This is a genomic window from Mucilaginibacter litoreus (assembly GCF_042676805.1).
GTDB classification, from domain to species: Bacteria; Bacteroidota; Bacteroidia; order Sphingobacteriales; family Sphingobacteriaceae; genus Mucilaginibacter; species Mucilaginibacter litoreus.
Genome location: NZ_JBHTHZ010000012.1, coordinates 1 through 22,884 on the forward strand (window position 1 = coordinate 1; position 22,884 = coordinate 22,884).

A 22,884-nucleotide genomic window follows, 5' to 3' on the forward strand; every position below is an offset into this window, starting at 1 on the left:
CATCCCGAAAAGAATAAAGCAAGCTGACACGGTCCAGCCTTACTGTTAACTAACCCAATCCAAACAAAAAGAGGCCACCTCATAATGACTTATGAGACGGCCTCTTCAAATGGATATTGTTATCACATTAAAGCTTTAACCATTTATTACGTACAGCAATTTGCCTGGCAGTAGTTTGCGGCAATTCCACTATAGTATATCTGGATGCATTGTTACGCTGCAGGGTAACCGGTATAATAATCCGCTGGCCATCTCGGGTAACAGTGACATTTATTTTATCGCCTGTTTTTTTACCTTTAAGCATTGTGGCAACATCAGTAACAGGCGTGTCATCAATGGCTGTAATTTCGTCGTTAACATTTAAACCGTCAACCCAGCCAGCACCGCCTCGCAACACCGTGGTAATTATTTTACGCGTGTTAGTAAATACACCTAATGATGGCTCGTTGGTTTCTGCAAGTTCATCAGTGATCTGGTAACCGGCGTAACCAAGGTATTTATTGTAGTCGATATCAGCTAACCCATTGATATATTTAGCATAAAAATCATCCAGGTTCTTACCTGCAAACTTTTCAAAGCCAGCCTTAAATTCAGCATCAGTATAACCGCGCTTTTTGCCTTTATAATAAGTATCGTACATGTACTTCATCACATCGTCAAGCGAGTACTTTCCATTGCTATTATTGATGATCTCCAGATCCAACAACATGCCTACAACGGCCCCTTTATCATAATAAGATATACCGGTGTTATAGGAATTTTCATTAGGGCGGTAACCTTTTATCCAAGCATCAAAGCTCGACTCGGCCAATGGCTGCACTTTGCTGCCCGGCTGGTTCTCAACCGTATTGATATCGCCGGCCATATCGCCCAGATAGCTTTTAACATCAGATATACCGGCATGGCGTAGTATAAGATTTTGATAGTAGGCCGTGAAACCCTCCGCTATCCATAAATTGGTAGTGTAGTTTTCATTATCGTAATCAAACGGGCCCAGCGCTATCGGGCGCAGGCGTTTAACATTCCAAAGATGAAAGTGCTCATGCGCTACCAGGCCTAAAAACCCGCGGTAGCCACGTTCGCTGCCATACTGGTCGCGCGAGGCGCCTAACACAGTTGAGCTTAAATGCTCCAAACCGCCCCCGTTACGCAGTTTATTATGTACTATAAAAGTATAATGTTTATTTGGGTTCTCGCCGTATACAGCAACTTCAGCTTCAATCACTTTAGCCATATCAACCTTTAATCGCTCTTTATCATAATTGCCCCCGCCATACATCGCTACCTCATAATGGGTACTGCCAACATTAAAATCAAAAATATCCTGTGTACCTATTTCCAGCGGCGAATCATATAAAATATCGTAATTAGGAGCGGTGCGGGTAAATGTATCGCCGTTAACCATCTCTAAACTTGTTGATACTTTATTCCAGTCCTTGTAAGGCTTAATAATAACGGTAGACGGATTGCTTACCATCCCTTTAGGATACATAAATATACCTGTAGTTGACAGGAAAGCGTGCGAAACATCTATAAAGCTTGTACGTACAGATAACTCAAAGGCGTATACCTTGTATTTTATAGTAACCGCGCTAACGCCGGCGGTATTTATCTTCCATGTATTTTTGTTGATTTTAGGCGCAGCCACATCCTTGCCTTTAATACTCGCAGATAAAGATTCTACGTTTTTCGCAAACTCGCGTACCAGGTACGATCCGGGTGCCCAAACAGGCATTTTAACTTCGAGCGATGGTTGGTTTAAGCCACTGATATTCATCTCAACATCAACGTAGTGTGCCTGTGCCTCGGGGAAACTAACTGTGTAAGATATTTTAACAGGAACAGCCGCACTGACTGACGAATTACTCATAAGTAAAATAATTAAATAAGCAAGTACTGATGTGTAAACTTTTTTCATGCTGCAAGTTAAAAAAATAAAATTCTTAATTAAACTGCACAAAACAGTTGGGGTTGTAAAATGGTTGATACAAGCAAGCAATTTGATTTTTAAGGTCTTATAATTGTAAGATAAACCGCTGCATGCACTTTGCAGATGGCAATTACAAAAGCTATTATAAACAATAAATTATACATTTTAAGCAGCAGCATGCTCAAATGAAAACACGCTATATCATATATACTCTATTAGCCCTTGTTGTTGCATTTTTAATTTATAACAAGTTTTTCAGTAAAGGCGCGAAAGAAAAGCAAACTGCTACTGCCGGAAAAGGTAAAAAGAAAAATGGCCCTGTGGCTGTTAATGTTTTAGTAGTGAAGGATACTGCCGTTACTAATCAGATAGACATTACCGGCACCATTGATGCTAATGAAAAAGTAAACCTGGTTAGCCAAACCGCGGGCAACATTACTAATATTTATTTTAATGAAGGCAGCCATGTAAGCAAAGGGCAATTGCTTGTTAAAGTATATAACCAGGACCTTCAGGCTTCCCTGCAGCAAATACAGGCTCAGATAGTACTTGCCAGGGATATCAACCGCCGCAATCAGATATTGGTGCAAAAAGAGGCGATAAGCAAAGAAGAATCTGAAACCTCCCAATCATCTTTAAACGCATTACAGGCACAGGCCGATGTAATAAAGGCACAAATAGCCCGCACCGAAATAAGGGCCCCTTTCTCTGGAATTATAGGCTTAAGAAATGTTAGCCCGGGCGGCTATCTTTCTCCATCCACCCCTATCGCAACACTGGTCAATATCGATCCGGCTAAGGTTACTTTCTCGGTACCTGAGCGTTATCTGCCACTGATTAAAAAGGGCGGAAAAATAATTTTTACAGTAGAAAGCTCGAGAAAAAACTTTTCTGCTACTGTATATGCCATAGAGCCATCGCTTGATGCAACATCCAGAACCATAACCGTTAGAGCCAAGGCACCAAACGCCGATAACCTGCTTACCGCAGGCGCCTTTGCAAAAATAAACCTTACGCTCGACCAAATACCTAAAACTATTATGGTACCTACAGAAAGCGTTATACCTGATATAAAAAGCAGCAAGGTTTACATCTATCATAATGGAAAAGCGCTTGCAAAAGATGTTAAAACAGACTTACGTACCGATACTAAAATACAAATTGTTGATGGGCTGGCTTCCGGGGATAGTGTAGTGGTTTCGGGTTTGATACAGATACGGCCAAACGCACCTTTAAAAATTCTTAAAGTTATTAAGTAAGCAGGTATGAGTTTATCGTCAGTAAGTATAAAACGGCCGGTACTTGCAACAGTAATGTCTGTTGCCATTGTTGTATTTGGTATAATTGGATACAAATTTTTAGGGGTAAGGGATTTTCCATCTGTAGACCCGCCCATTATATCGGTATCTACCAGCTATTCGGGGGCTAATGCAGATGTTATCGAGTCGCAGATTACCGAGCCTTTGGAAAAAGCCATCAATGGCGTGCCGGGTATACGCAACATTACCTCTACCAGCTCAGTAGGTTCAAGCTACATTACTGTTGAGTTCAACCTGGATGCTGACCTTGAAACCGCCGCGAACGACGTACGCGACAAAGTAGGGCAGGCACAGCGGCAACTACCGCAGGATATCAATGCCCCGCCGGTTGTAACTAAGGCCGATGCTAATGCAGATAATATCATTACCCTTACCGTAAGCAGCAACACCCGCAATATTATGCAGGTGAACGACTACGCTGAAAACGTTTTACAGGAAGGTTTGCAAACTATCCCGGGGGTTAGTGCCATTAATATACAAGGGCAGCGGCAGTATGCCATGCGTTTATGGATAAATCCTAACAAGCTTTCGGCCTTAGGTTTAACAGCTACAGATATTGGCGACGCACTCTCACGAGAGAATGTGGAGCTGCCAGCAGGTAAAATAGAGGGTAATAACACCGAGGTTACCATACGCGCGCTGGGTAAACTGACCAATGAACAAGACTTCAATAACCTTATCCTCCGCACGGATAGTAACCGTGTAATCCGGTTGAGAGATGTGGGCTATGCGGTGCTGGGTTCGGCAAATGAGGAAACAGCTTTTAAAGAATCGGGCGTGCCACAGGTAGGCCTTGCAGTTGTACCACAGCCAGGGGCTAACTACGTACAAATTGCAAAAGACTTCTACATTCGCCTTAAACAAATAGAAAAAGACCTGCCGCCAGATATTAACGTAAAGGTAGCGCTGGATAATACCAAATTCATTAACAACTCTATAACAGAGGTAAAAGAAACACTTATTATATCTTTTATACTGGTGGTGATCATTATTTACCTGTTTTTCAGGGATTGGCTTATAGCTTTCCGCCCGTTAATAGATATCCCGGTATCGCTTATAGGAGCGTTTTTTATCATGTATGTCTTTGGATTTTCCATTAACATATTAACATTGTTAGGTATAGTGCTTGCGACCGGTCTGGTGGTGGATGACGGTATTGTTGTAACAGAAAACATCTACAAGAAAATAGAGGGAGGCATGGCCATACGTAAAGCAGCGTTTGAGGGTTCGGCCGAGATTTTTTTTGCAGTGATATCTACCTCAGTTACGCTGGCAGCAGTATTTTTACCTATTGTGTTTCTGCAGGGCTTTACCGGCCGCCTTTTCCGCGAATTTGCGGTAGTTGTTGCAGGAGCGGTGCTGATATCTGCCTTTGTATCCTTATCGTTAACGCCAATGCTTAATGTTAAGCTGATACGCAAAAATCAAAAGAAATCGAAGTTCTATATCATGACCGAGCCATTCTTTGAGAAAATGACCAGCGGTTATACCGAATCGTTGATCAACTTCATGAAGAAAAAATGGGTATCGTTTGTGATCCTTGCCGTTTCATTGATTGTTACAGCCATCCTGTTTAAGGCTACCCCTTCAGAACTTGCCCCGCTGGACGACCGCAGCCTGCTGCGTTACTCGGTAACCGGTTCTGAAGGTGCTACCTATGAGTACATGACAAAATATATGGATAAGGTGGCTAACCTGGTTAGCGACTCTATACCCGAGGCCAATATCAATATCGAGATTGTTTCCCCATCGTTCGGTGGTGGTTCAGCAAACTCGGGGTTTGGCCGTATCGGTTTGGTTGCACCGGATGAGCGTGTACGCACTCAACAGCAAATTGCCGACTGGCTGAACGGAAAACTCTCACGTATGCCTGATGCCCGGGCCATTGTAGTGCAAGAGCAAACCATCAGCGGTGGCGGCAGTGGGGCGCGTACATCGTTACCTGTACAATTTGTATTGCAAAACCAGGACTTTGACAAAATACGTAAAGTACTACCCGACTTTTTTTCAGAAGTATCCAAAAGCCCCGTATTCCAAGGCTCTGATGTTAACCTGAAATTTACTAAGCCAGAGCTACGTGTAGTTACAGATAGGGAACGCGCACGTGATTTGGGTGTTTCTGTTGCGGATATTGCTCAAACCCTCCAGTTGTACTACAGTGCCGGTCGGTTAGATTACTTTCTGATTAACGGTAAACAATACCAGGTAATAGCACAGGTGGACCGCGCCAACCGCGACCAGCCGCTCGACCTGAAGTCTGTTTATGTACGCAGCAGCAAGGGCACCCTTGTACAATTAGATAACGTCGTAAAAGTGTCAGAAAGCGCTACACCACCTTCAATATATCACTTTAACCGCTTCAAATCGGCAACTGTACAGGCTGGTCTTGCGCCAGGCTATACTGTTGGTGATGGTATTGAAGAAATGAACCGTATTGCCAAAGGCTTGCTGGACGATACTTTCAGCACGGCACTTTCAGGCCCATCGCGCGATTATGCGGAAGGTTCATCAAATATCATGTTCGCGTTCGGGTTTGCGCTATTACTTATATACCTTGTTCTGGCAGCGCAGTTTGAAAGTTTTGTCGATCCATTTATTGTAATGCTTACCGTGCCGCTTGCAATTTCAGGCGCTTTTATATCCCTTTGGCTGTTTGATCAAACTTTTAATATCTTCAGTCAGATCGGCATTATCACTCTTGTAGGTTTGGTTACTAAAAACGGTATCCTGATAGTGGAATTTGCTAATCAGCGTATGGAACATGGCTTAAGTAAGTACGAGGCTGTGGTAGAAGCCGCTACGTCAAGGCTTCGCCCTATTTTAATGACCAGCTTAGCCGTTGTATTAGGTTCGGTACCTATTGCGCTGGCTTTAGGCGCTGGTGCAAAAAGCCGTGTTTCGTTAGGTATAGTCATTATCGGCGGAATGCTGTTCTCATTAGTGCTAACCCTTTATGTAATTCCTACCATGTACATGGTGTTTGCATCAAAAACGCGCCGTGATCCTGATGAAGAGCCCGAGGAAGAACCACAATCTAAACAGCCCTTATTAATAGAAAAACTTTAAGCAATATGCGATTCAGAAAAACACTGTGTTTTACATTTTGCTATGCCCTGTTTTGGGTTGCAGCAAAGGCGCAGGATGCTCCTTTGCTCACACTTAAAGATGCGGTTGAAATTGCCCTGCAAAACAACTATAATATCCGTCTATCTAAAAATAATGCAACCATTGCCGGGAACAATGTTACATTGGGCAATGCTGGTTTTTTGCCGCTGGTGACAGGCGATGCTGCTTTAAATAAAAGCAATCAAAAGGTTAAACAAACCCGCAACGACGGCACAGTGAATAACCTGAATGCTAATAACAGTAACAACAATTATGGCATAAACCTTAACTGGACCATATTTGATGGCTTTAACATGTTTGCCAACTATGATATGCTTAAACAGCTGGACAAGTTGGGGGCTGTTCGTCTACAGGATACTATCCAAACCACTGTTGCTAACGTTATAAATACGTATTATAACCTCATCAGCCAAAACGAGCAGATTAAGGCCCTTAAAGGCGCCATTGATATATCGCGTACACAACTACGCTATGCTAATGACAAATTTACTGTAGGCCGGGTGTCAAGGCTTGATGTTTATAACGCGCAGGTAAACCTTAATACCGATACTGCTACCCTTATTACGCAGTTGCAGCAATTTAAAACAACAAAGATTCAACTTAACCAGTTACTGATACGCGATCTGCAAACCGAATTCAGCGTTGGCGATACCATTTTGGTTGATAACACGCTGGTGCTGGGTGACATTATTACCAAAGCCCAAACCCAGAACCCTGATATATTAGCCTCTCAAATAAACAAGCGCCTGGCGGAGATCAATTTAAAACAAGTACGCTCCACACGCTATCCTGTTATTGGTTTAACATCGGGATATACATTTAGTAACAGTAGAACCCCTGCCGGGTTTACATTGCAGCAAAACGCACATGGCTTTGCCTACGGCCTTACTGCGTCAATCAACATATTTGACGGTTTAAACCAATGGCGGCGTGAACGGAATGCCAAACTGCAGATAGATAACGCGGAAATTAACCAGAAACAAGTACGCCTGGATGTAGAAGCACAGATCAGCAACTTTTATGTAGCCTATCTTTCGGGGCTCGATTTAATCAAACTCGGGCAATCTAATGTTGAGCTGGCACGTAAAAATCTTGAGATATCTTTAGAAAAATATCGTTTGGGTAACATAACTCCTTTGGAGATACGGGAAGCCCAACGCAATTACCTGAATGCGCAGTCGATATTTTACAATGCCCAATACCAATCAAAAATGGCCGAAGTAACTCTTAAACAAATAACTAACAATATAAATATTCAGTAATATTTTATTTTAAATATGTTACTTTTGATCAATGGCTGTTAAATACAATACCTGTTTACTGATTGACGATAATTATATCGACAATTTTGTATCTCGCAAGATATTGGAGAGCAGCAAATTTGCAGAAAACATTATTGTAATACAATCGGCACATGAGGCCATTGATGCGTTGCGCAGCGAAAGAATAAAGCCCGATGTTATTTTTCTGGACATCCGTATGCCGCAAATGAGCGGATTTGAATTTTTAAAGCAATACGAATTATTAGAGATTAACAATAAGCGTAATGTTAAAATATTTATGCTTTCGTCATCCCTCGACCCAAACGACATGAATAACTCGTTAAGCAATAAATATGTTGCCCGCTTTGTTCACAAACCGTTGACGCATGAGGCTCTTGAGGAACTTTGTACATGATTTTAGTAGCAGATAGCGGATCATCAAAAACTGACTGGCTTTTAGCCCTTCCCAACCAACAAAACCGCGCCTTTAAATCGGCCGGATTAAACCCATACTTTCTAACAGAAAAAGAAATAGCCAAGATCATTCAGGAACAGGTAACTGAGATGGTTAGCTATGGAAAAGAAATTACAGAGATTTACTTTTTTGGTGCGGGCTGCTCCAGCCCCGACAGGCATGAGATAGTAAGCAATGCCCTTAGCAGTATTTTTCCTGGCGCCTATGTAAGTGTCGACAGTGACCTGCTGGCATCAGCCTATGCCACCTGTGGGCATCAAAAAGGTTTTTGTTGTGTGCTGGGTACGGGCTCTAACATATCTTTTTTTGACGGCGAAAATATACACGACGGGCAGCATGGCCTTGGTTACGTACTTGGCGATGAAGCATCGGGAACATGGTTTGGCAAAGTATTATTAACCGATTATTTGTATGAGCGAATGCCTGCAGATATAGCCTTGAATTTTAAACTGGCTTATCATCCTACCAAAGAAGGGGTGATTGAGAATGTGTACCGTAGGGCAGGTGGCAACTCTTACCTGGCCACTTTTTCAAAATTTCTGAGCAGCATACGCTATACCGAATACGGGCAGGCTTTGCTAAAGAAAGGCTTACAGGAGTTTGTAGATACCAACATTATACAATCCTACCCGCAGTATGACAAATTCATGTGCCATTTTGTTGGTTCTATCGCTTATGTATTTGCCGACGAGCTTAGGGACACCTGCAATGCAAAGGGCGTACATGTAGGTAAGATCATACGCCAGCCTATTAATGACCTGCAAGAGTTCATAATAAAGCGTGACAGTAATATTGTGTAAAAACAAACCGGGTTTGCGCCTACTCTTTATGTTCAATGAAGGATGATCAGCTTTTACGTTTTAACAGCAAAAATAATATACCTAATACGGCCATAATGCTTCCAATTTTGGGCAAATAATCGCCATGCCGGGTGTAAAATGTAACGTCGGTATTGAGGTTAATATCCTGCTTAAGGGCGGTGCGCACCCACCACTTGCTTTGCTGTACTATATCGCCCCGCTGGTTAATAAATGCCGATATTCCGGTGTTTGCCGAGCGGCATACCCAACGGCGGTTTTCTATCGCACGTAATTTTGCGTAATCCAGATGCTGATCTTTGCCCGAAGTATTCTCCCACCAGCCATCGTTAGTAATAACGGCAATAAACTGCGCTCCATGCCTTACCGATCTGGCTACCCACTCTCCCCAGATAGACTCGTAACAGATAACAGGCGTTGCACCAATGCCGCTTTGCGAGTAGAAAACACTTGGTTCAGTCTGTAAGCCATAAGCACCGGTAGCGCCGCCCAAATGTTCAAACGCGGGCTTAAGAAACGATAAAGCGTTCCCAAACGGCAGCGACTCGGCACCCGGAACCAATCTGGATTTATGATAAAACTGCACCCGCGATGAATTTTCGATATTAATAGCTGCGCTGAATCTATCATAAAACCCAGCTCCGTCTGCTGTGGGGCTGGCTGTATTTGTAACCCTTTTGGCATATAACTTATAAGTTTCGCCGCCTGTTAAAACATTGCCGTTTTTGTATTTATTTAAAAAGCTGCGCACTTGCAGATAATAATTGTTGGTGTAGATATGATCCTCATCAATACCCGTAGCTGATGGTATAGCTGTTTCCGGCCATATAAAGTATTCTGTATTAGGTTGGCCTATTGAATCGCACAGGTGTGTCAGGATATTTATTTGCTGATAAGTTGGTATTTCGCCGCCCTTTAAATAAGGATCGATATTAGGTTGCGCCACCACAATGTTTGATGGATTTGGCTGCTCTTCGTAACTATAATAACTATAAAGCGAAAAACCCATAGGTAATACAAGGCTTACAACTGCCGTAACCACTAACCGTATCCTTAGTTTTTTAGGCTGCGCTTCGCGGAGGCCCGTGTATAGTAAAAAAAGCAGAATATTAATAAGCCATATCCAGATAGTTCCGCCGTAAACACCCGTATACTCATACCATTGCGCCCACTGATGCGAAACTGCCAGGCCATTACCCAAGGTCATCCATGGGAAATTAAGATCCCAGCTTTGATGTAGATACTCATACCCTATCCAAAAGCAAACCAAACCCATTAGACTTATAGTGCGGTTTGTTCTTAACCTTAGCCTGTAATATAACCAGCATGCCGCAGCCATAAGCAGAGGCCCTAAAGCATATGGAATAAGCGTAATGGGTATGGCTGTTATGGGTCCAATGATTTTAAGGGAGTTGTATACCCAATAAATACACAACGTGTTCCATACAAAAAACCCGAGAAACGTAGTGTTGAAAATCTTTCGGCCTTTGCCTTTAACATCTGATTGGATAATATTTTCCATAGCCAGCAGCATAGGCACCAATCCAATAAAAAGCAGGAAAGTAGTGTAATGCGTCGGGGGCCATGCTACCCACATCATTAATCCGGAGAATAAAGCTAACGGCAGGTTTCTTTTCATCAATCAGTGTAGTAATAACTATATGCGCAGGCTAATATTGCATTAAAGCCCTGCTTGTGGCAGAGCTTTAATAGTTACTTTAGTATTTATTTTTTTAGTCCGATTTCTCTTAATCGCTCGTCGAGATATTCGCCGGCGGTTATGTCTGTATACAATTTGGGATGCTCAGCATCTATAGTTGATGGCAGGCTGGTAAGGTCCATATCTGCCTTTGGATGCAAAAAGAACGGCACCGAGAAACGCGAGTTTTTCATTTCCTCACGAGGGGGGTTAACTACCCGATGGGTTGTTGATTTTAACTTGTTATTAGTTAAACGCTGCAGCATATCGCCCACATTAACTACAAGGTCCTCGCCATGAGCTTTAACCGGGAACCACTCATTATCGCGGGTTAAAAGTTCAAGGCCATCAGCACTGGCACCAATTAACAATGTTATCAGGTTAATGTCCTCATGCGCACCTGCACGTACAGCATCTTCCGGTAATGCATCCGGGTTTTCAATCGGGAAATAATGCAGTGTGCGCAAAATAGAGTTACCGTTGTGTACCTTATTGTCAAAGTAATTTTCCTGCAGGCCAAGATAAACAGAAATCGCCCTCAATAAGTGTATGCCTGCGGCTTCCAGCTTTTTATATACTTCTAACGTAGTTGTGTTAAACTCCGGCAGTTCGGCTACCTGTACGTTATCCGGGTAAAGTTCTTTTTCCGGCGAATCATCGCTAACAGTTTGCCCTATCTGCCAGAACTCTTTCAAATCCGGAATCTTAAACCCTTTGGCTGTTTCTTTATTTTTACCGGTATAGCCACGCTGACCGGCAAGCCCGGGTATTTCGTAGTTGCTTTTTACATCCTCCGGTAAAGCAAAAAGGGCTTTTACCTGGGCATATAAGCTATGGATCAATTCTTTACTTAAACCGTGATTGGTTATCGTAACAAAGCCTGTTTCATTAAATGCCTTACCAATAGCATCAGAAAAAGCTTTGCGTTCTTCGGCCGAGCCATTGATATAGGTATTAAGATCAAGGCGTGGGATATTTACTGTACTCATAATAGAAATAAAGTTCAAAATTATCTATTTTTTACCACGAAACGTTTACTAACATAAAATATCTGCCGCAATGTAATAGTTTTATCACACAGGCTTTAAGGGTTAAGCGTTTATGTTATTTAACAGTCTGACCTGTATAGACAACCAAACCAATTATACCGTTCAAATCATGAAAAAACTAAATATATTCAGCATCACATTTATAGCTTTAATGCTGATGCTTTTTTCGCCGGGCAAATCAATGGTCCAGGAAGGTGAATACATATCAGACCAGGAGTTTTACGACGAGCTTGCCCCTTACGGCACCTGGGTATACGACGAGCAGTATGGTAACGTATGGATACCGGATGTGGATCAGGATTTTAGGCCGTATGCAACCAACGGCTATTGGGCAATGACAGCGTACGGCAATACCTGGGTATCTGATTATCCCTGGGGCTGGGCTGCTTTTCATTACGGCAGATGGCGATTTGACGACTACTACGGCTGGGAATGGATCCCCGGTAACGAATGGGCGCCTGCATGGGTTACCTGGCGTAATGGAGGTGGTTACTATGGATGGGCTCCGTTACAGCCCGGCATAAGCATAGATGTTTCATTTGGTAACGATTACTATGTACCAGATAATTATTGGGTTTTTGCACCGCAGCAATATATTAGCTATACTAATATTTACAATTATTATGTTCCGGCTTATCGTGTCAGGAGCATCATCAACCGCACTAATTATATCCATAATCGTTATGCTTACAATAACCGAACTTATATAGGCGGCCCAAGGCGCGAGGAAATACAGCGCTATACAAGCCGCCCGGTTAGGATTTATAATATTAATAATGTTAACAGGCCAGCACGGGTTACCGTTAACAATAATAATATCAATATTTACAGGCCGACTGTAAGGCACAATGAAGATGCCCGCCCAAGACGTGTTATTGATGGCAGTGCTTACAGGCAGCTAAATCCGTCTGAACGAATTGGTGGAACCGACAGGCGCCGGGGTACTGTTTACAATCCGGCCAATGCATCTAAACTTGCTGAAACCGCAAGAAGTAACCGCCCTGACAATAATGTAGTAAAGGTAAATACACCAGACCACAACCGTGAAAATGCTTTGGGCAACAGGGGCGTAAGAGCTAACCGGCCAACAGTTGCAGGTGATGCTGTGCAAACCGAACAACGCCGTATTGACCGCAGGCAACGCAATGAGATACAACAGCAGTTAGGTAATCAACGCCGCCAACAACAGAATAATCAGGAAAATCAACAGCAGGAAGAGCAGCGTCGTCAGCAACAGCAACAGTTAAACGAGCAACGCCGTCAGCAGCAAGACCAGCAGCTTCAGCAGCAGGAAGAGCAGCGTCGCCAGCAGCAACAGTTAAACGAGCAACGCCGTCAGCAGCAAGACCAGCAGCGTCAGCAGCAGGAAGAGCAGCGTCGCCAGCAGCAGCAACAGTTAAACGAGCAACGCCGTCAGCAGCAAGACCAGCAGCGCCAGCAGCAGGAAGAGCAGCGTCGCCAGCAGCAGCAACAGTTAAACGAGCAACGCCGTCAGCAACAAGACCAGCAGCGCCAGCAGCAAGAGCAGCAACGCTCAAGTGGAGGCAGGCCAATACGCACATAAATTAAAAAGGCGACCCTTTTAAACCGGGTCGCCTTTTGCTTATAAATTTGGATTGTTACTTTTTAACAAGGAAAGTTCCAGACAACAAGTTAAGCACATCCTGAGTGCCAAGGGGTTCGTCGAAGGCACCAGTGACAATCCTGACATTTGCCAGACTGGTTAGATCAATACCACCTTGTTTAACATTTTGCTCGCCTTCATAGTTCCCGTTCACAGCGCTTAAGCCTGTATCGTTACCCAAAGAAGCGGTGCTTTGTATATACGGCCTGGTAGAGTCGCTTTGCCCAAGATCATGGCGTAATTGGCGAATAGCAGCAGCATGGCGTGCTTCTACCGCGTGTATAGATAATGCAGCAGTTAAAACTGTTTTGTTACCAACCAAAGTAGGAGCTTGCCCTTTATAGGCTCTTACACCAGTATCTTCAAATACTTGTGCCACCGTAAGAAAAGTTGCGAAATCTGTTAAAGCTGCTTTATATGGACCGTTGCCGCTGCCATTACCACCAGAAAGATCTATTTCCGGCTTGCTTATAGGAGTAGCATTCAATGAGGTTATCACAGTTTTTAAAAAATTAACATGTGCATTTTCATCACGGGTTATAGGCGCAATATAAGAACGGTTTGCAGCAGGTATTACATTTGCAGATGTAGCCTGATTGTAAAACTCCGCTTCGAGATATTCAAGTGTTAAGGCAAAATTCAACACGCCTACAACATCAGTTGCAGAGGCTTCTCCGTACGCTTTTTTAAATAGTGTACCTAAAGCGAAAGGCATTGCAGCAACTGCTACTTTTGAACCAAAACTGGTTATGTTTTTGATAGCGGCACGACGCGGATTAAGGCGTTCATGTATTTCCGGATCAACTTTTTCTATATCTTCAATGATATTAAATAAATTCATGGCGATGATAATTAGGGTCTGTAATTAAAGTTTTGTGCGCTTACCTTTGTTTTAAGGTATAAATTGGCTGTAGGTAATACATCTGCTATTGATGCTACCTTATTAAGGCCATTGTTATCTACCTGGTCGCTTGCAAAACTTCCGGGATCAATAAGGTTAGATATCAAAGCAGCATGCCTGGCCTCAACCGAAACAATTTTGCCGGCAATGGTTAAGTAATCAGCGCTTTTAAAAAGATACCCCGCCCCATCGTATGCCTGAACACCTAAATCTTCAAATGCTTTGGCTGTAGCCAATACCTTGTCGCGGCTACTGAAATCAATCTTACTGAAATCAGGAGTTAGTTCCATAATTGCATTGCCTGCTAACGCTTTTTTAAAGAAATCACGGTGCAATACCTCATGGTCACGAATGTCTGTAAGATAAGCTGTTTCAATGCCCGACATTCCACCGTATGGATGAGCTACAACCTGAGTGTAAAAAGCAGCCTCTAATTGCTCAAGCGCATAAGCATAATTAAGAATGCCTATATCACCCGAGCCAATATCATTACCCCCGGGCTCCACGTCTACCCTGTCTTTGTGGCATGCGGTGGCAGCACCCATTACCGCTATCGCGGCAGCCCCTGTTCCGGCATATCGTAAAAATGACCTCCTGGCCACATTTACTCCGCCTCGTGTTTGGTTAAGTTCTGTTTTCATAGAAAGTAGTTTTATTTATTGAACTATACCTGCACGTACGGCCAAATGTTTAACTAAGATTTAAAATATTGTATTTTATAGCAAAAGAGAGTGAATATAGCAGAAGGGAGTAAGCTTAAATAATAAAAAAGGCCGAAAGACTCTCGCAGTATTCCGGCCCTACATCTACCTATGAAAAACTCCCTTTGAGAAGGGTATTAATATCTGTACAAAAGCGATGCCTATTCTGCAATAGCTTTAATTTCATCAAAAAACAGCCATTATTAAGGTTATTTTAATATCTATTGTAGAAATTGCTTCTCGGTATGTAGAAAATTAACTCAGGGTTATTATCCACCGAGGTTTCGTTTTCATATAATCTAAATGGTGGTAATAATTTTTTAAACTTATTATAATTAACAATGTTACAGTAAATATGGATTACAATGTGTATTTATTGGCTACAGACCCTAACAACCCTTGCCGGGATGTAATACACTCGAGGGATACAAGTTTGAAGATACGTGTTTATTGCCTCAACGAAGACAGCTTTACCCCAAGCGAAAATGAGATACAGCTGTACGGATACGCGCACGACAAACTTTATGCTTTTGAAACAATAAATATTAATGCTGAAGACGCCTTAGATGTTGTTGGCGCCATACAATGGTATGCTGAGTATGTTGATTACCCACAGATGGAAATATTACCGGACGACCCGCGGGGCGATCGGGAAATAGCGATGTAAAAGAAATTAGCCTGTGTATCTTTCACTTACATTTTTTTTGAAAAATTATTTTGAGCAATTGGTTCTGATTTCTATATTTGCAGTCCCAAAACGATGGGAGCATAGCTCAGCTGGTTCAGAGCATCTGCCTTACAAGCAGAGGGTCACAGGTTCGAATCCTGTTGCTCCCACTAAACAAACCCTTCAGAGATAATCTGAGGGGTTTTTTGTTTGATTTATATTTGCTTATCTATTCAAAATGTTTGCAAATTTTACAGGCAACCAAACCAGGCGAATGATTTGATTTACTACATCCAATATACGGAAAAAAGCCGTAATCTCAGCTGCTGACTTATGAATAAAGGTAATTAATAATCTTAAATGAAAAGATCTCGTTTAGCAATCGCTTAAAGAGAAACTTCAAATGATTACATTCGCACAAACCTTATTATAATGAGTAAAATATTAGTTACTACTACCGAATTGTTATCGGGAATGGAAATCGAATCCTATGTAAAGCCAATATTCGCTAATGTAGTGATCGGTACAAATATCTTCAGTGATTTTAGCGCTTCATTAACAGATATATTCGGAGGCCGGTCATCAACTTACGAAAAAAAATTACAATCATTAAATGACAATGCCCTTCAAATTTTAAAGTCTAAAGCATCCGAACTGGGTGCTAATTGCATCATAGGGCTTAAAATCAACTCTCAGCAAATCAGTGGCAAAAATGTTCAAATGTTTATGGTATCAGCTTACGGTACAGCAGTAATCGCACGGAATATATCAAGCGTTAGGCAACCAACACTGTCTTCAAAAGAACTCGACAAATCTACAGTAATTGAAAAAGCTGCTTTGATTAAATTGCTGAATGATTCAAATAATCAAGAGTTTAAGTTTACCATTCAGTCCATTGAACTGATATTAGAAAGTAAAAGCGAAGAATTTGCTTCGTTGTTTCTTTCTAAATTTATTGAGTTTGTAAAGCTTAATGCATATGATGAAAATCAAAATAATGCCAAGAAATTGCTTTTTGAATACTTTGGCACTATAAATCCTGAGACAACGATCCCGTTATTGTATGAAGCATTACGCAAAGAGTCGAGTGAACGAGTAATTAAGGAGCTTTTATTGTTAATCAAAGAGTATGATTTAGTCGACATTGATCAATGCTTAGTGATGTTAGACTCCGAAGAAATATCGGTGAAAAAGATTGCACTTATAGTTTTGAGATACGATAAGCCAACATATATTCACGATGATATAAATGCTTTACAGAAAACGATTACAAAAATCGAAAACTCTTTCCCGAACCTCTCATCTACTTCGATAAAAAAGGGATTCTTATCTTCGAATGAAAAAGAGGTATGGATATGTAAGTGTGGTAAGTCAAATGAGATGAGCACAAGTTATTGCTTTAATTGTCAGTACAACGCATTTGGATTCAAGTCTGATGAACTCCAACCAGCTACAATAATAACCCAATTACATAATAAGGTTGAAGCCTTGAAGGAAATATTTAACCATACAACAGAACTGGTTTAAACAAGAAACTAACATTATAAATGCCAGGCTCCTTAGCTTGGCGTTTCTTACTTAATAGATAAACGCTACGGTATATTCACCTCCATCGCTACCAAAATAGAAAGGACTTCTTAAATTATCCTACACAGAATTTGAGGTGAATGGGGATAGGAATTGCTATGATCAAGAACCATTAAGTATAGCAGTTATCATATTTATTACACTTGCATATTTAGCGCTAAAATGCTTATGATTTAAAAAGACAATTGTGATTACTGTCGATCAGTCTTTTTTAAATCTCATCAATCACAACTTACTTAAGAATTGATCAAATTAACAGAATTCTTAAGCAGTTTCCTTAGCTTTTCAAAAGCAATGCACATATGACGTTCAACAGTTTTTTGGGAGATTCCTAATTGGGAGGCGATGTCCTTGTATTTCATATTCCCGTAACGGCTCATTTTAAAAACGGTACGACACTGTTCAGGAAGGCTGCCAATGGCAGCACTTATTTCTATAGCTAATTCCTTGTTATTAAAGGCCTGCTCAAAGTCTGCGGGCTGGTTGCTGGTATCTTGCTGGTGCTGTAGGTAAAGCACGTACAGACTTTCAATTCTTTTGTGTTTAAGATAATTTAAACATCTGTTCTGGGTCATCTTAAACAAGTATGATTTAATTGACCCGGTTACCTCTAATTGCGCTCTTTTTTCCCAAACGTCAGCAAACAAGTCGCACGTTATTTCTTGGGCAATCGTAATATCATTGACAAAACGATTGGCAAAGAGTGTTAACATTCGATAATATGATTTAAATAAATGCTCAAATGAATGATGATCGCCCTCACGCAATTTATTCATCAGAATAATCTCATCATTTTCCATTCGAAATCTTTTAATCAGGATTAAAATCTTAACAAGATAGCAAAAAAGAAAAAGCTTTGAAAGACATTGCAATTAAATAGTGATTTTGTTAACTTTTTTATAGATAACCTCTATTTAGATTGTATTTCTTTTACTTCCTAACTTTTTTTAATAACTGATTGGGGGTTTGTTAACTGACAGTTGTCTTCTTCTCAATTATGATAAACGACGAAGAGCTTAATTCGTTATTGATAAAGTATATCGTTAAGGAGGCAAACGATGCAGAAATCGTGCAGATACGCACTTGGTTGAAAGCCCACCCTGAAAACGAACAGTATTTTGTGCAATTATATAACGCATGGCATTCTTCAATGTTACTTGATGACATTAACATTGATGTTGACCAAGCTTATAATGATTTTAAAACCTCTCACCCGTTAAAAAAGCAAAAACAAAAGCTCTGGTTATTTACCTATCTACCACATTTAATAGCGTTACTTTCATTGGGCGCTGCTATCTGGTGGTTTTATCCACGTAAAGGCACTGGCTATCAACATGCTATGAAATTGGTTACAAGTCGCGGATCGGTACGTAAATATGAGTTGCCGGATCATACAGTAATATGGCTTAATGCCGGATCAAATTTATCAATTGACCCGGGCTTTAATGTATCCAACCGTACCGTTTTTTTGGAAGGCGAAGCATTTTTTGAAATAGGACATGTCAAAAATCAGTTTCCCTTTCTGGTAAAGACGAATAAATTTTCTATTCGGGACATCGGTACAAAATTTAATGTAAAAGCCTACCCGGAAGACAAGTTTTTTGAAGCTTCCGTAATGGCCGGCGCAATATCCGTAGAGAACGGTAGTATTAAGGAAACGGGAAATAATCGCATCTACCTAAAGGCACATCAAGTATTGCGTGTATCGCGCGATAACCCACAACCTGTTCCTGGAATTTCCGATGTCAAATCAAATCATTTCGACCGGGTACAAGTGGAGCAGATTGCCGAAGGGCAGCAAATCAATTACTCTGGTTGGAAAGACAACGTCCTGGTTTTTAACGATAGCTCATTAGAAGAAATTGCCACGCAGCTTAGCCGGCACTTCAATATCACTTTAAATATAGCTGATGATCAACTTAAACAACTGAAATACTCAGGAACTTTCAAAAACATATCAACAGTTGATTTGATACTGGAAGCCATTAAGGAAAACACAGATATAAATTATACAAAGCAAGGCAATACCATTACTATAACAGGAGGAAAGAATATGAAATAAACCTACATATCAAAACAACCCCGGGATGCGCTAACACCCCGGGGGCTTATTCTCTATTAATAGCTAATACCCTAACGCTTGGGGAAGCACAGTATTAACTAATTAACATCGCAAATTTATGATTAATTTTTACAGAAGCACGCTGGCATGCCTTGCCATGCCGCGCAAAATGCTCATTATTATGAAGCTTGTAACATTGTTCCTTTTAACGGGGCTTATGCAAGTGCATGCCAAGGTTTTTTCTCAAACGCTTTTCAGCTTTAATAAAAAGAATGTTCCAATATCAGAGATGTTCAAACAGATTGAACAGGCAAGCGATTATTCAATTTTTTATAGACTGGATCAGGTAGATAAAAAAAAGACCGTATCTGTTTATGCAAAAAATGCAGACATAGCCGAAGTAATGAAACAAGTGCTGCAAAATCAGCAGCTGACTTTCCATGTGGTTAATAACCTGGTCATCGTAAAACCAGCTGATGGCCAATTGGTACAGATATTAAACGTAACCGGTACGGTGACAGATCAGGATGGTCAAACACTCCCTGGGGTAACGGTAAAACTGGCGGGCACCAACGTTGCTGCTGTAACCGATATACAGGGACGGTATAGTTTAAATCTGCCGGAAGGTACAGGCACTTTGGAGTTTAGTTTTGTGGGGTTCATAACACAATCGGTACCGGTTAACAACAGAACAACCATTAACATAAAGCTCGCCCCTGAGTCAAAATCATTAACCGAAGTGGTTGTGGTTGGTTACACAACACAGCGTAAAAAAGACCTTACAGGCGCGGTTGCCGTGGTTAATGTAAAGAATTTGAATAAAACAGCATCATCATCCGTAACAACACAATTGCAAGGCCAGGCATCGGGTGTCACGGTTATCGGATCGGGGCAGCCCGGAGAACAGCCGCAAGTCCGTATACGTGGGTTTAATACTTTTGGTAACAATACCCCACTTTACGTAGTAGATGGCATCCCTACCGAAGATGTCAGCACCCTAAACCCTAACGATGTTGAAAGCTTCCAAATATTGAAAGATGCAAGCTCGGCATCTATCTATGGTGCTAGGGCAGCAAATGGCGTTATAATCATCACTACCAAACGCGGTAAAGGGAAGGTGACTATTCAGTATGACGCTTATTATGGCACTCAGGTGCCAAAGGGTGGTAACGTATGGCATACCCTCAGTCCGCAGGAAATGGCCGACCTGAAACTGATTGCTGAAAAAAATACAGATCCGGAGAAGAGTGACTTCACCGATGAACAATATAACCCTACAGGGACTGGCAATAAATACTCCCTGCCTGATTACATTGTGCCGGCAGGTGCTAAGAATGGCGATCCTGCTACAGACCCTTCTTTGTATTACGTTAACCCTTATTATACCTCAGGGGATGATTTCAATAGCTTTTACAGGATAACGAAAGCCAACAAGTCGGGTACAGATTGGTATCATGCCATATTTAAATCGGCACCTATTACCAGCCATAATATCGCCGTCAGTTCGGGCGATGAAAAAGGCAGTTACCTCTTTTCTGCTAACTACTACAATCAGCAGGGCACCTTGATAGAAACCTATCAAAAGCGTTATACCCTGAGAGCCAATAGCGCCTACAACTTAAGCAAGCACGTAAGAATAGGCGAAAATCTGGCATATTCCATCACAAAGAATCCAAAAGTGGGCGGAAACGATCCAGATGGTGTGATCACCATGGCTATACGCCAGCAGCCCATTATACCCGTTTACGATATAGCCGGTAATTATGCAGGCAGCTATGGCTCTGGCATGGGAGACGCCAATAACCCTGTTGCCATTCAGGAACGCTCTAAAGTTAACGGAGATATCGGTTACCGACTATTTGGGAACGTGTATGCAGAGGTTGATTTTTTGAAGAATTTTAATTTCCGCAGTTCTTTCGGTGGGGACATATCTAATGGTAACTCCCATTATTTCAACTTCCCGACTTATGAGAGTAAGGAAAACACCCAAACTAATGGTTATGGCGAAGATTGGTATAACAACTGGAATTACACCTGGACCAATAGCCTAACCTTTAATAAAACTATAGATAAACACGTTATCAAAGTAGTAGCGGGTGCTGAGGCTTATAAGGATTACTCGAAGTATGAAGGTGCAACCAGACAGAATTATTTCTCCTTTGATCCAAACTACGTAACACTCAATACAGGTTCAGCAACTGGTCAGGGCAATTATGGCGATGTGGCCGAATACTCATTATTTTCTCTGTTTGGCCGTCTCGATTACGCTTATGATGGTAAATACCTGTTTAATGCAACCTTCCGTAGGGATGGATCTTCTAAATTTTCTCAGGAGCATCGTTATGGTTACTTCCCGGCATTTAGCGCAGGTTGGCGCATTTCACAGGAAAGTTTCTTAAAAAGTGTGAATTGGCTAACCGATCTGAAGATCCGTGGAGGTTGGGGAATCATGGGTAACCAGGGTAACCCGGGTGCTGCAAACGCCTATAACACCTGGGGCTCAAGCATCGGACAATCCTACTATCCCATTGGCGGAGGCACCACCATTGTGCCGGGATTTTATCAACAACAAATTGGTAACCCTAATGCAAAGTGGGAGAAAGACATTAACAGTAACATTGGTTTCGATGCCACCTTATTCGGCGACAAACTGTCAATTACCGCAGACTATTATCGTAAGGATATAAAAGACCTGCTATTCAATCCCGAAGTGATCGGAACGCAAGGTAACGGAACAGTGCCATATGTAAACATAGCACAAATGCGCACCGATGGTTTAGATGTTGCTGTGACCGGCAACTTCAAGATCAATTCTGATATCAGCTTTAACTCAACCTTATCATTAACCACTTATAACAATAAAATATTAAAACTATCCAACGGCTCTACCTCAACTTATTTTTATTCAGATATAGCTCGGAGGTTTGATGTCAATATGGTACGTAACGAAATAGGTCACCCAATCGGTCAGTTTTACGGCTACAAGATAGCTGGCTTCTGGAATTCGCAGGACGAGATAGACGCTGCAAACAAGAAGGTCCAGGATGCAACAGGGAATTCTAACGCTGTTTATCAAAATGATACAAAACCTGGCCGTTTCCGTTATGCGGACGTAAATGGTGACGGTGTGATTGACGATAGCGACCGCACATTCATAGGCGACCCCAATCCTGACTTTACAGCCGGGTTAAATTTAGGATTTACCTATAAAAATTTCGACTTTAACATGTTGCTATACGGATCATTTGGCAGTAAAATTTGGAACAATGTAAAGTACTGGAGAGATTTTTATTCTTCATTTGAAACCGCAAAAAGCTACACGGCTTTATATGATTCATGGACACCGACGAACCATAATGCCAAGGCGCCTATACAGGAGCTGGACGCATCAACGAGCAGCGGCTCTACCCCTAACTCTTACTTTGTTGAAAATGGCACTTATTTGCGCGCACGTAATGCCCAAATAGGTTACACGTTTAACACTTTAAAAAAAGTAGGCATTCAAAAACTTAGGGTGTATTTGTCGGCAACAAATCTGTTTACAATTACAGGTTACAAAGGTACCGACCCTGAGCTCAATGGCGGCGTTTTAAATTTTGGAATTGATGAGGGTACTTACGCCAGCCCACGCACATTCTTGATTGGACTTAACGTTTCATTATAA

16 protein-coding genes and 1 tRNA gene are annotated in these 22,884 nt (G+C 41.7%); 11 read left to right on the plus strand and 6 right to left on the minus strand.

From position 1 onward, the window contains the following. Positions 1–127 precede the first annotated feature (127 nt). Positions 128–1,918 (minus strand): M61 family metallopeptidase, encoded by a 1,791-nt coding sequence (locus ACFQZX_RS12785; RefSeq protein WP_377115902.1) that lies wholly within the window; start codon positions 1,916–1,918, stop codon positions 128–130. Positions 1,919–2,115: 197 nt separating this feature from the next. On the opposite strand from ACFQZX_RS12785, the gene ACFQZX_RS12790 reads away from it, so the two are divergent. Genes ACFQZX_RS12790 through ACFQZX_RS12810 form a run of 5 tightly spaced genes read left to right on the plus strand, consistent with a single transcriptional unit; the run spans position 2,116 to position 8,912 of the window. Next, entirely contained in the window at positions 2,116–3,189 is a 1,074-nt protein-coding gene (locus ACFQZX_RS12790) for an efflux RND transporter periplasmic adaptor subunit (protein ID WP_377115904.1), read from the plus strand. A 6-nt stretch (positions 3,190–3,195) separates the two neighbouring features. Further along, positions 3,196–6,315, plus strand: a complete 3,120-nt coding sequence (locus tag ACFQZX_RS12795; protein WP_377115906.1) for an efflux RND transporter permease subunit — start codon at positions 3,196–3,198, stop codon at positions 6,313–6,315. A 5-nt stretch (positions 6,316–6,320) separates the two neighbouring features. Continuing rightward, on the plus strand, positions 6,321–7,637 hold the full coding sequence (locus ACFQZX_RS12800; protein WP_377115908.1) for a TolC family protein: 1,317 nt from the start codon (positions 6,321–6,323) through the stop codon (positions 7,635–7,637). Positions 7,638–7,668: 31 nt separating this feature from the next. Beyond that, positions 7,669–8,052, plus strand: coding sequence for a response regulator (locus ACFQZX_RS12805; protein WP_377115910.1), 384 nt, complete (start codon positions 7,669–7,671; stop codon positions 8,050–8,052). Further along, positions 8,049–8,912, plus strand: coding sequence for an N-acetylglucosamine kinase (locus ACFQZX_RS12810; protein ID WP_377115912.1), 864 nt, complete (start codon positions 8,049–8,051; stop codon positions 8,910–8,912). Before ACFQZX_RS12805 ends, ACFQZX_RS12810 begins: the two co-directional genes overlap by 4 nt. Before the next feature lie 46 nt (positions 8,913–8,958). Here ACFQZX_RS12810 and lnt read toward each other — a convergent pair whose 3' ends face one another. Further along, on the minus strand, positions 8,959–10,569 hold the full coding sequence (lnt, locus tag ACFQZX_RS12815; protein ID WP_377115914.1) for an apolipoprotein N-acyltransferase: 1,611 nt from the start codon (positions 10,567–10,569) through the stop codon (positions 8,959–8,961). Positions 10,570–10,655: 86 nt separating this feature from the next. Beyond that, entirely contained in the window at positions 10,656–11,618 is a 963-nt protein-coding gene (locus tag ACFQZX_RS12820) for an isopenicillin N synthase family dioxygenase (protein ID WP_377115916.1), read from the minus strand. Between the two features lie 169 nt (positions 11,619–11,787). On the opposite strand from ACFQZX_RS12820, the gene ACFQZX_RS12825 reads away from it, so the two are divergent. Continuing rightward, positions 11,788–13,242, plus strand: coding sequence for a DUF6600 domain-containing protein (locus ACFQZX_RS12825; RefSeq protein WP_377115918.1), 1,455 nt, complete (start codon positions 11,788–11,790; stop codon positions 13,240–13,242). A gap of 55 nt (positions 13,243–13,297) precedes the next feature. Here the strand turns inward: ACFQZX_RS12825 and ACFQZX_RS12830 are convergent, their stop codons facing one another. Beyond that, on the minus strand, positions 13,298–14,143 hold the full coding sequence (locus tag ACFQZX_RS12830; RefSeq protein WP_377115920.1) for a ferritin-like domain-containing protein: 846 nt from the start codon (positions 14,141–14,143) through the stop codon (positions 13,298–13,300). Positions 14,144–14,154: 11 nt separating this feature from the next. After that, on the minus strand, positions 14,155–14,844 hold the full coding sequence (locus ACFQZX_RS12835) for a ferritin-like domain-containing protein (RefSeq protein ID WP_377115922.1): 690 nt from the start codon (positions 14,842–14,844) through the stop codon (positions 14,155–14,157). A 415-nt stretch (positions 14,845–15,259) separates the two neighbouring features. On the opposite strand from ACFQZX_RS12835, the gene ACFQZX_RS12840 reads away from it, so the two are divergent. From ACFQZX_RS12840 to ACFQZX_RS12850, 3 genes are all read left to right on the plus strand, one after another. Then, positions 15,260–15,571, plus strand: coding sequence for a hypothetical protein (locus ACFQZX_RS12840; RefSeq protein ID WP_377115924.1), 312 nt, complete (start codon positions 15,260–15,262; stop codon positions 15,569–15,571). Positions 15,572–15,666: 95 nt separating this feature from the next. After that, positions 15,667–15,741: transfer RNA gene (locus ACFQZX_RS12845), tRNA-Val, on the plus strand. 262 nt (positions 15,742–16,003) lie between these two features. Next, a complete protein-coding gene (locus ACFQZX_RS12850) occupies positions 16,004–17,098 on the plus strand; it encodes a heavy metal-binding domain-containing protein (RefSeq protein WP_377115926.1) in 1,095 nt (364 codons plus the stop codon). Positions 17,099–17,394: 296 nt separating this feature from the next. Here the strand turns inward: ACFQZX_RS12850 and ACFQZX_RS12855 are convergent, their stop codons facing one another. Further along, positions 17,395–17,958 carry an RNA polymerase sigma-70 factor gene (locus ACFQZX_RS12855; RefSeq protein ID WP_377115928.1) on the minus strand — a complete coding sequence of 188 codons (564 nt, stop codon included), beginning with the start codon at positions 17,956–17,958 and terminating at the stop codon, positions 17,395–17,397. Between the two features lie 197 nt (positions 17,959–18,155). Between ACFQZX_RS12855 and ACFQZX_RS12860 the strand changes: the two genes are divergently transcribed. Together ACFQZX_RS12860 and ACFQZX_RS12865 are read left to right on the plus strand one after the other, a co-directional pair. Then, positions 18,156–19,220 carry a FecR family protein gene (locus tag ACFQZX_RS12860; protein ID WP_377115930.1) on the plus strand — a complete coding sequence of 355 codons (1,065 nt, stop codon included), beginning with the start codon at positions 18,156–18,158 and terminating at the stop codon, positions 19,218–19,220. 118 nt (positions 19,221–19,338) lie between these two features. Next, entirely contained in the window at positions 19,339–22,884 is a 3,546-nt protein-coding gene (locus ACFQZX_RS12865; RefSeq protein WP_377115932.1) for a TonB-dependent receptor, read from the plus strand.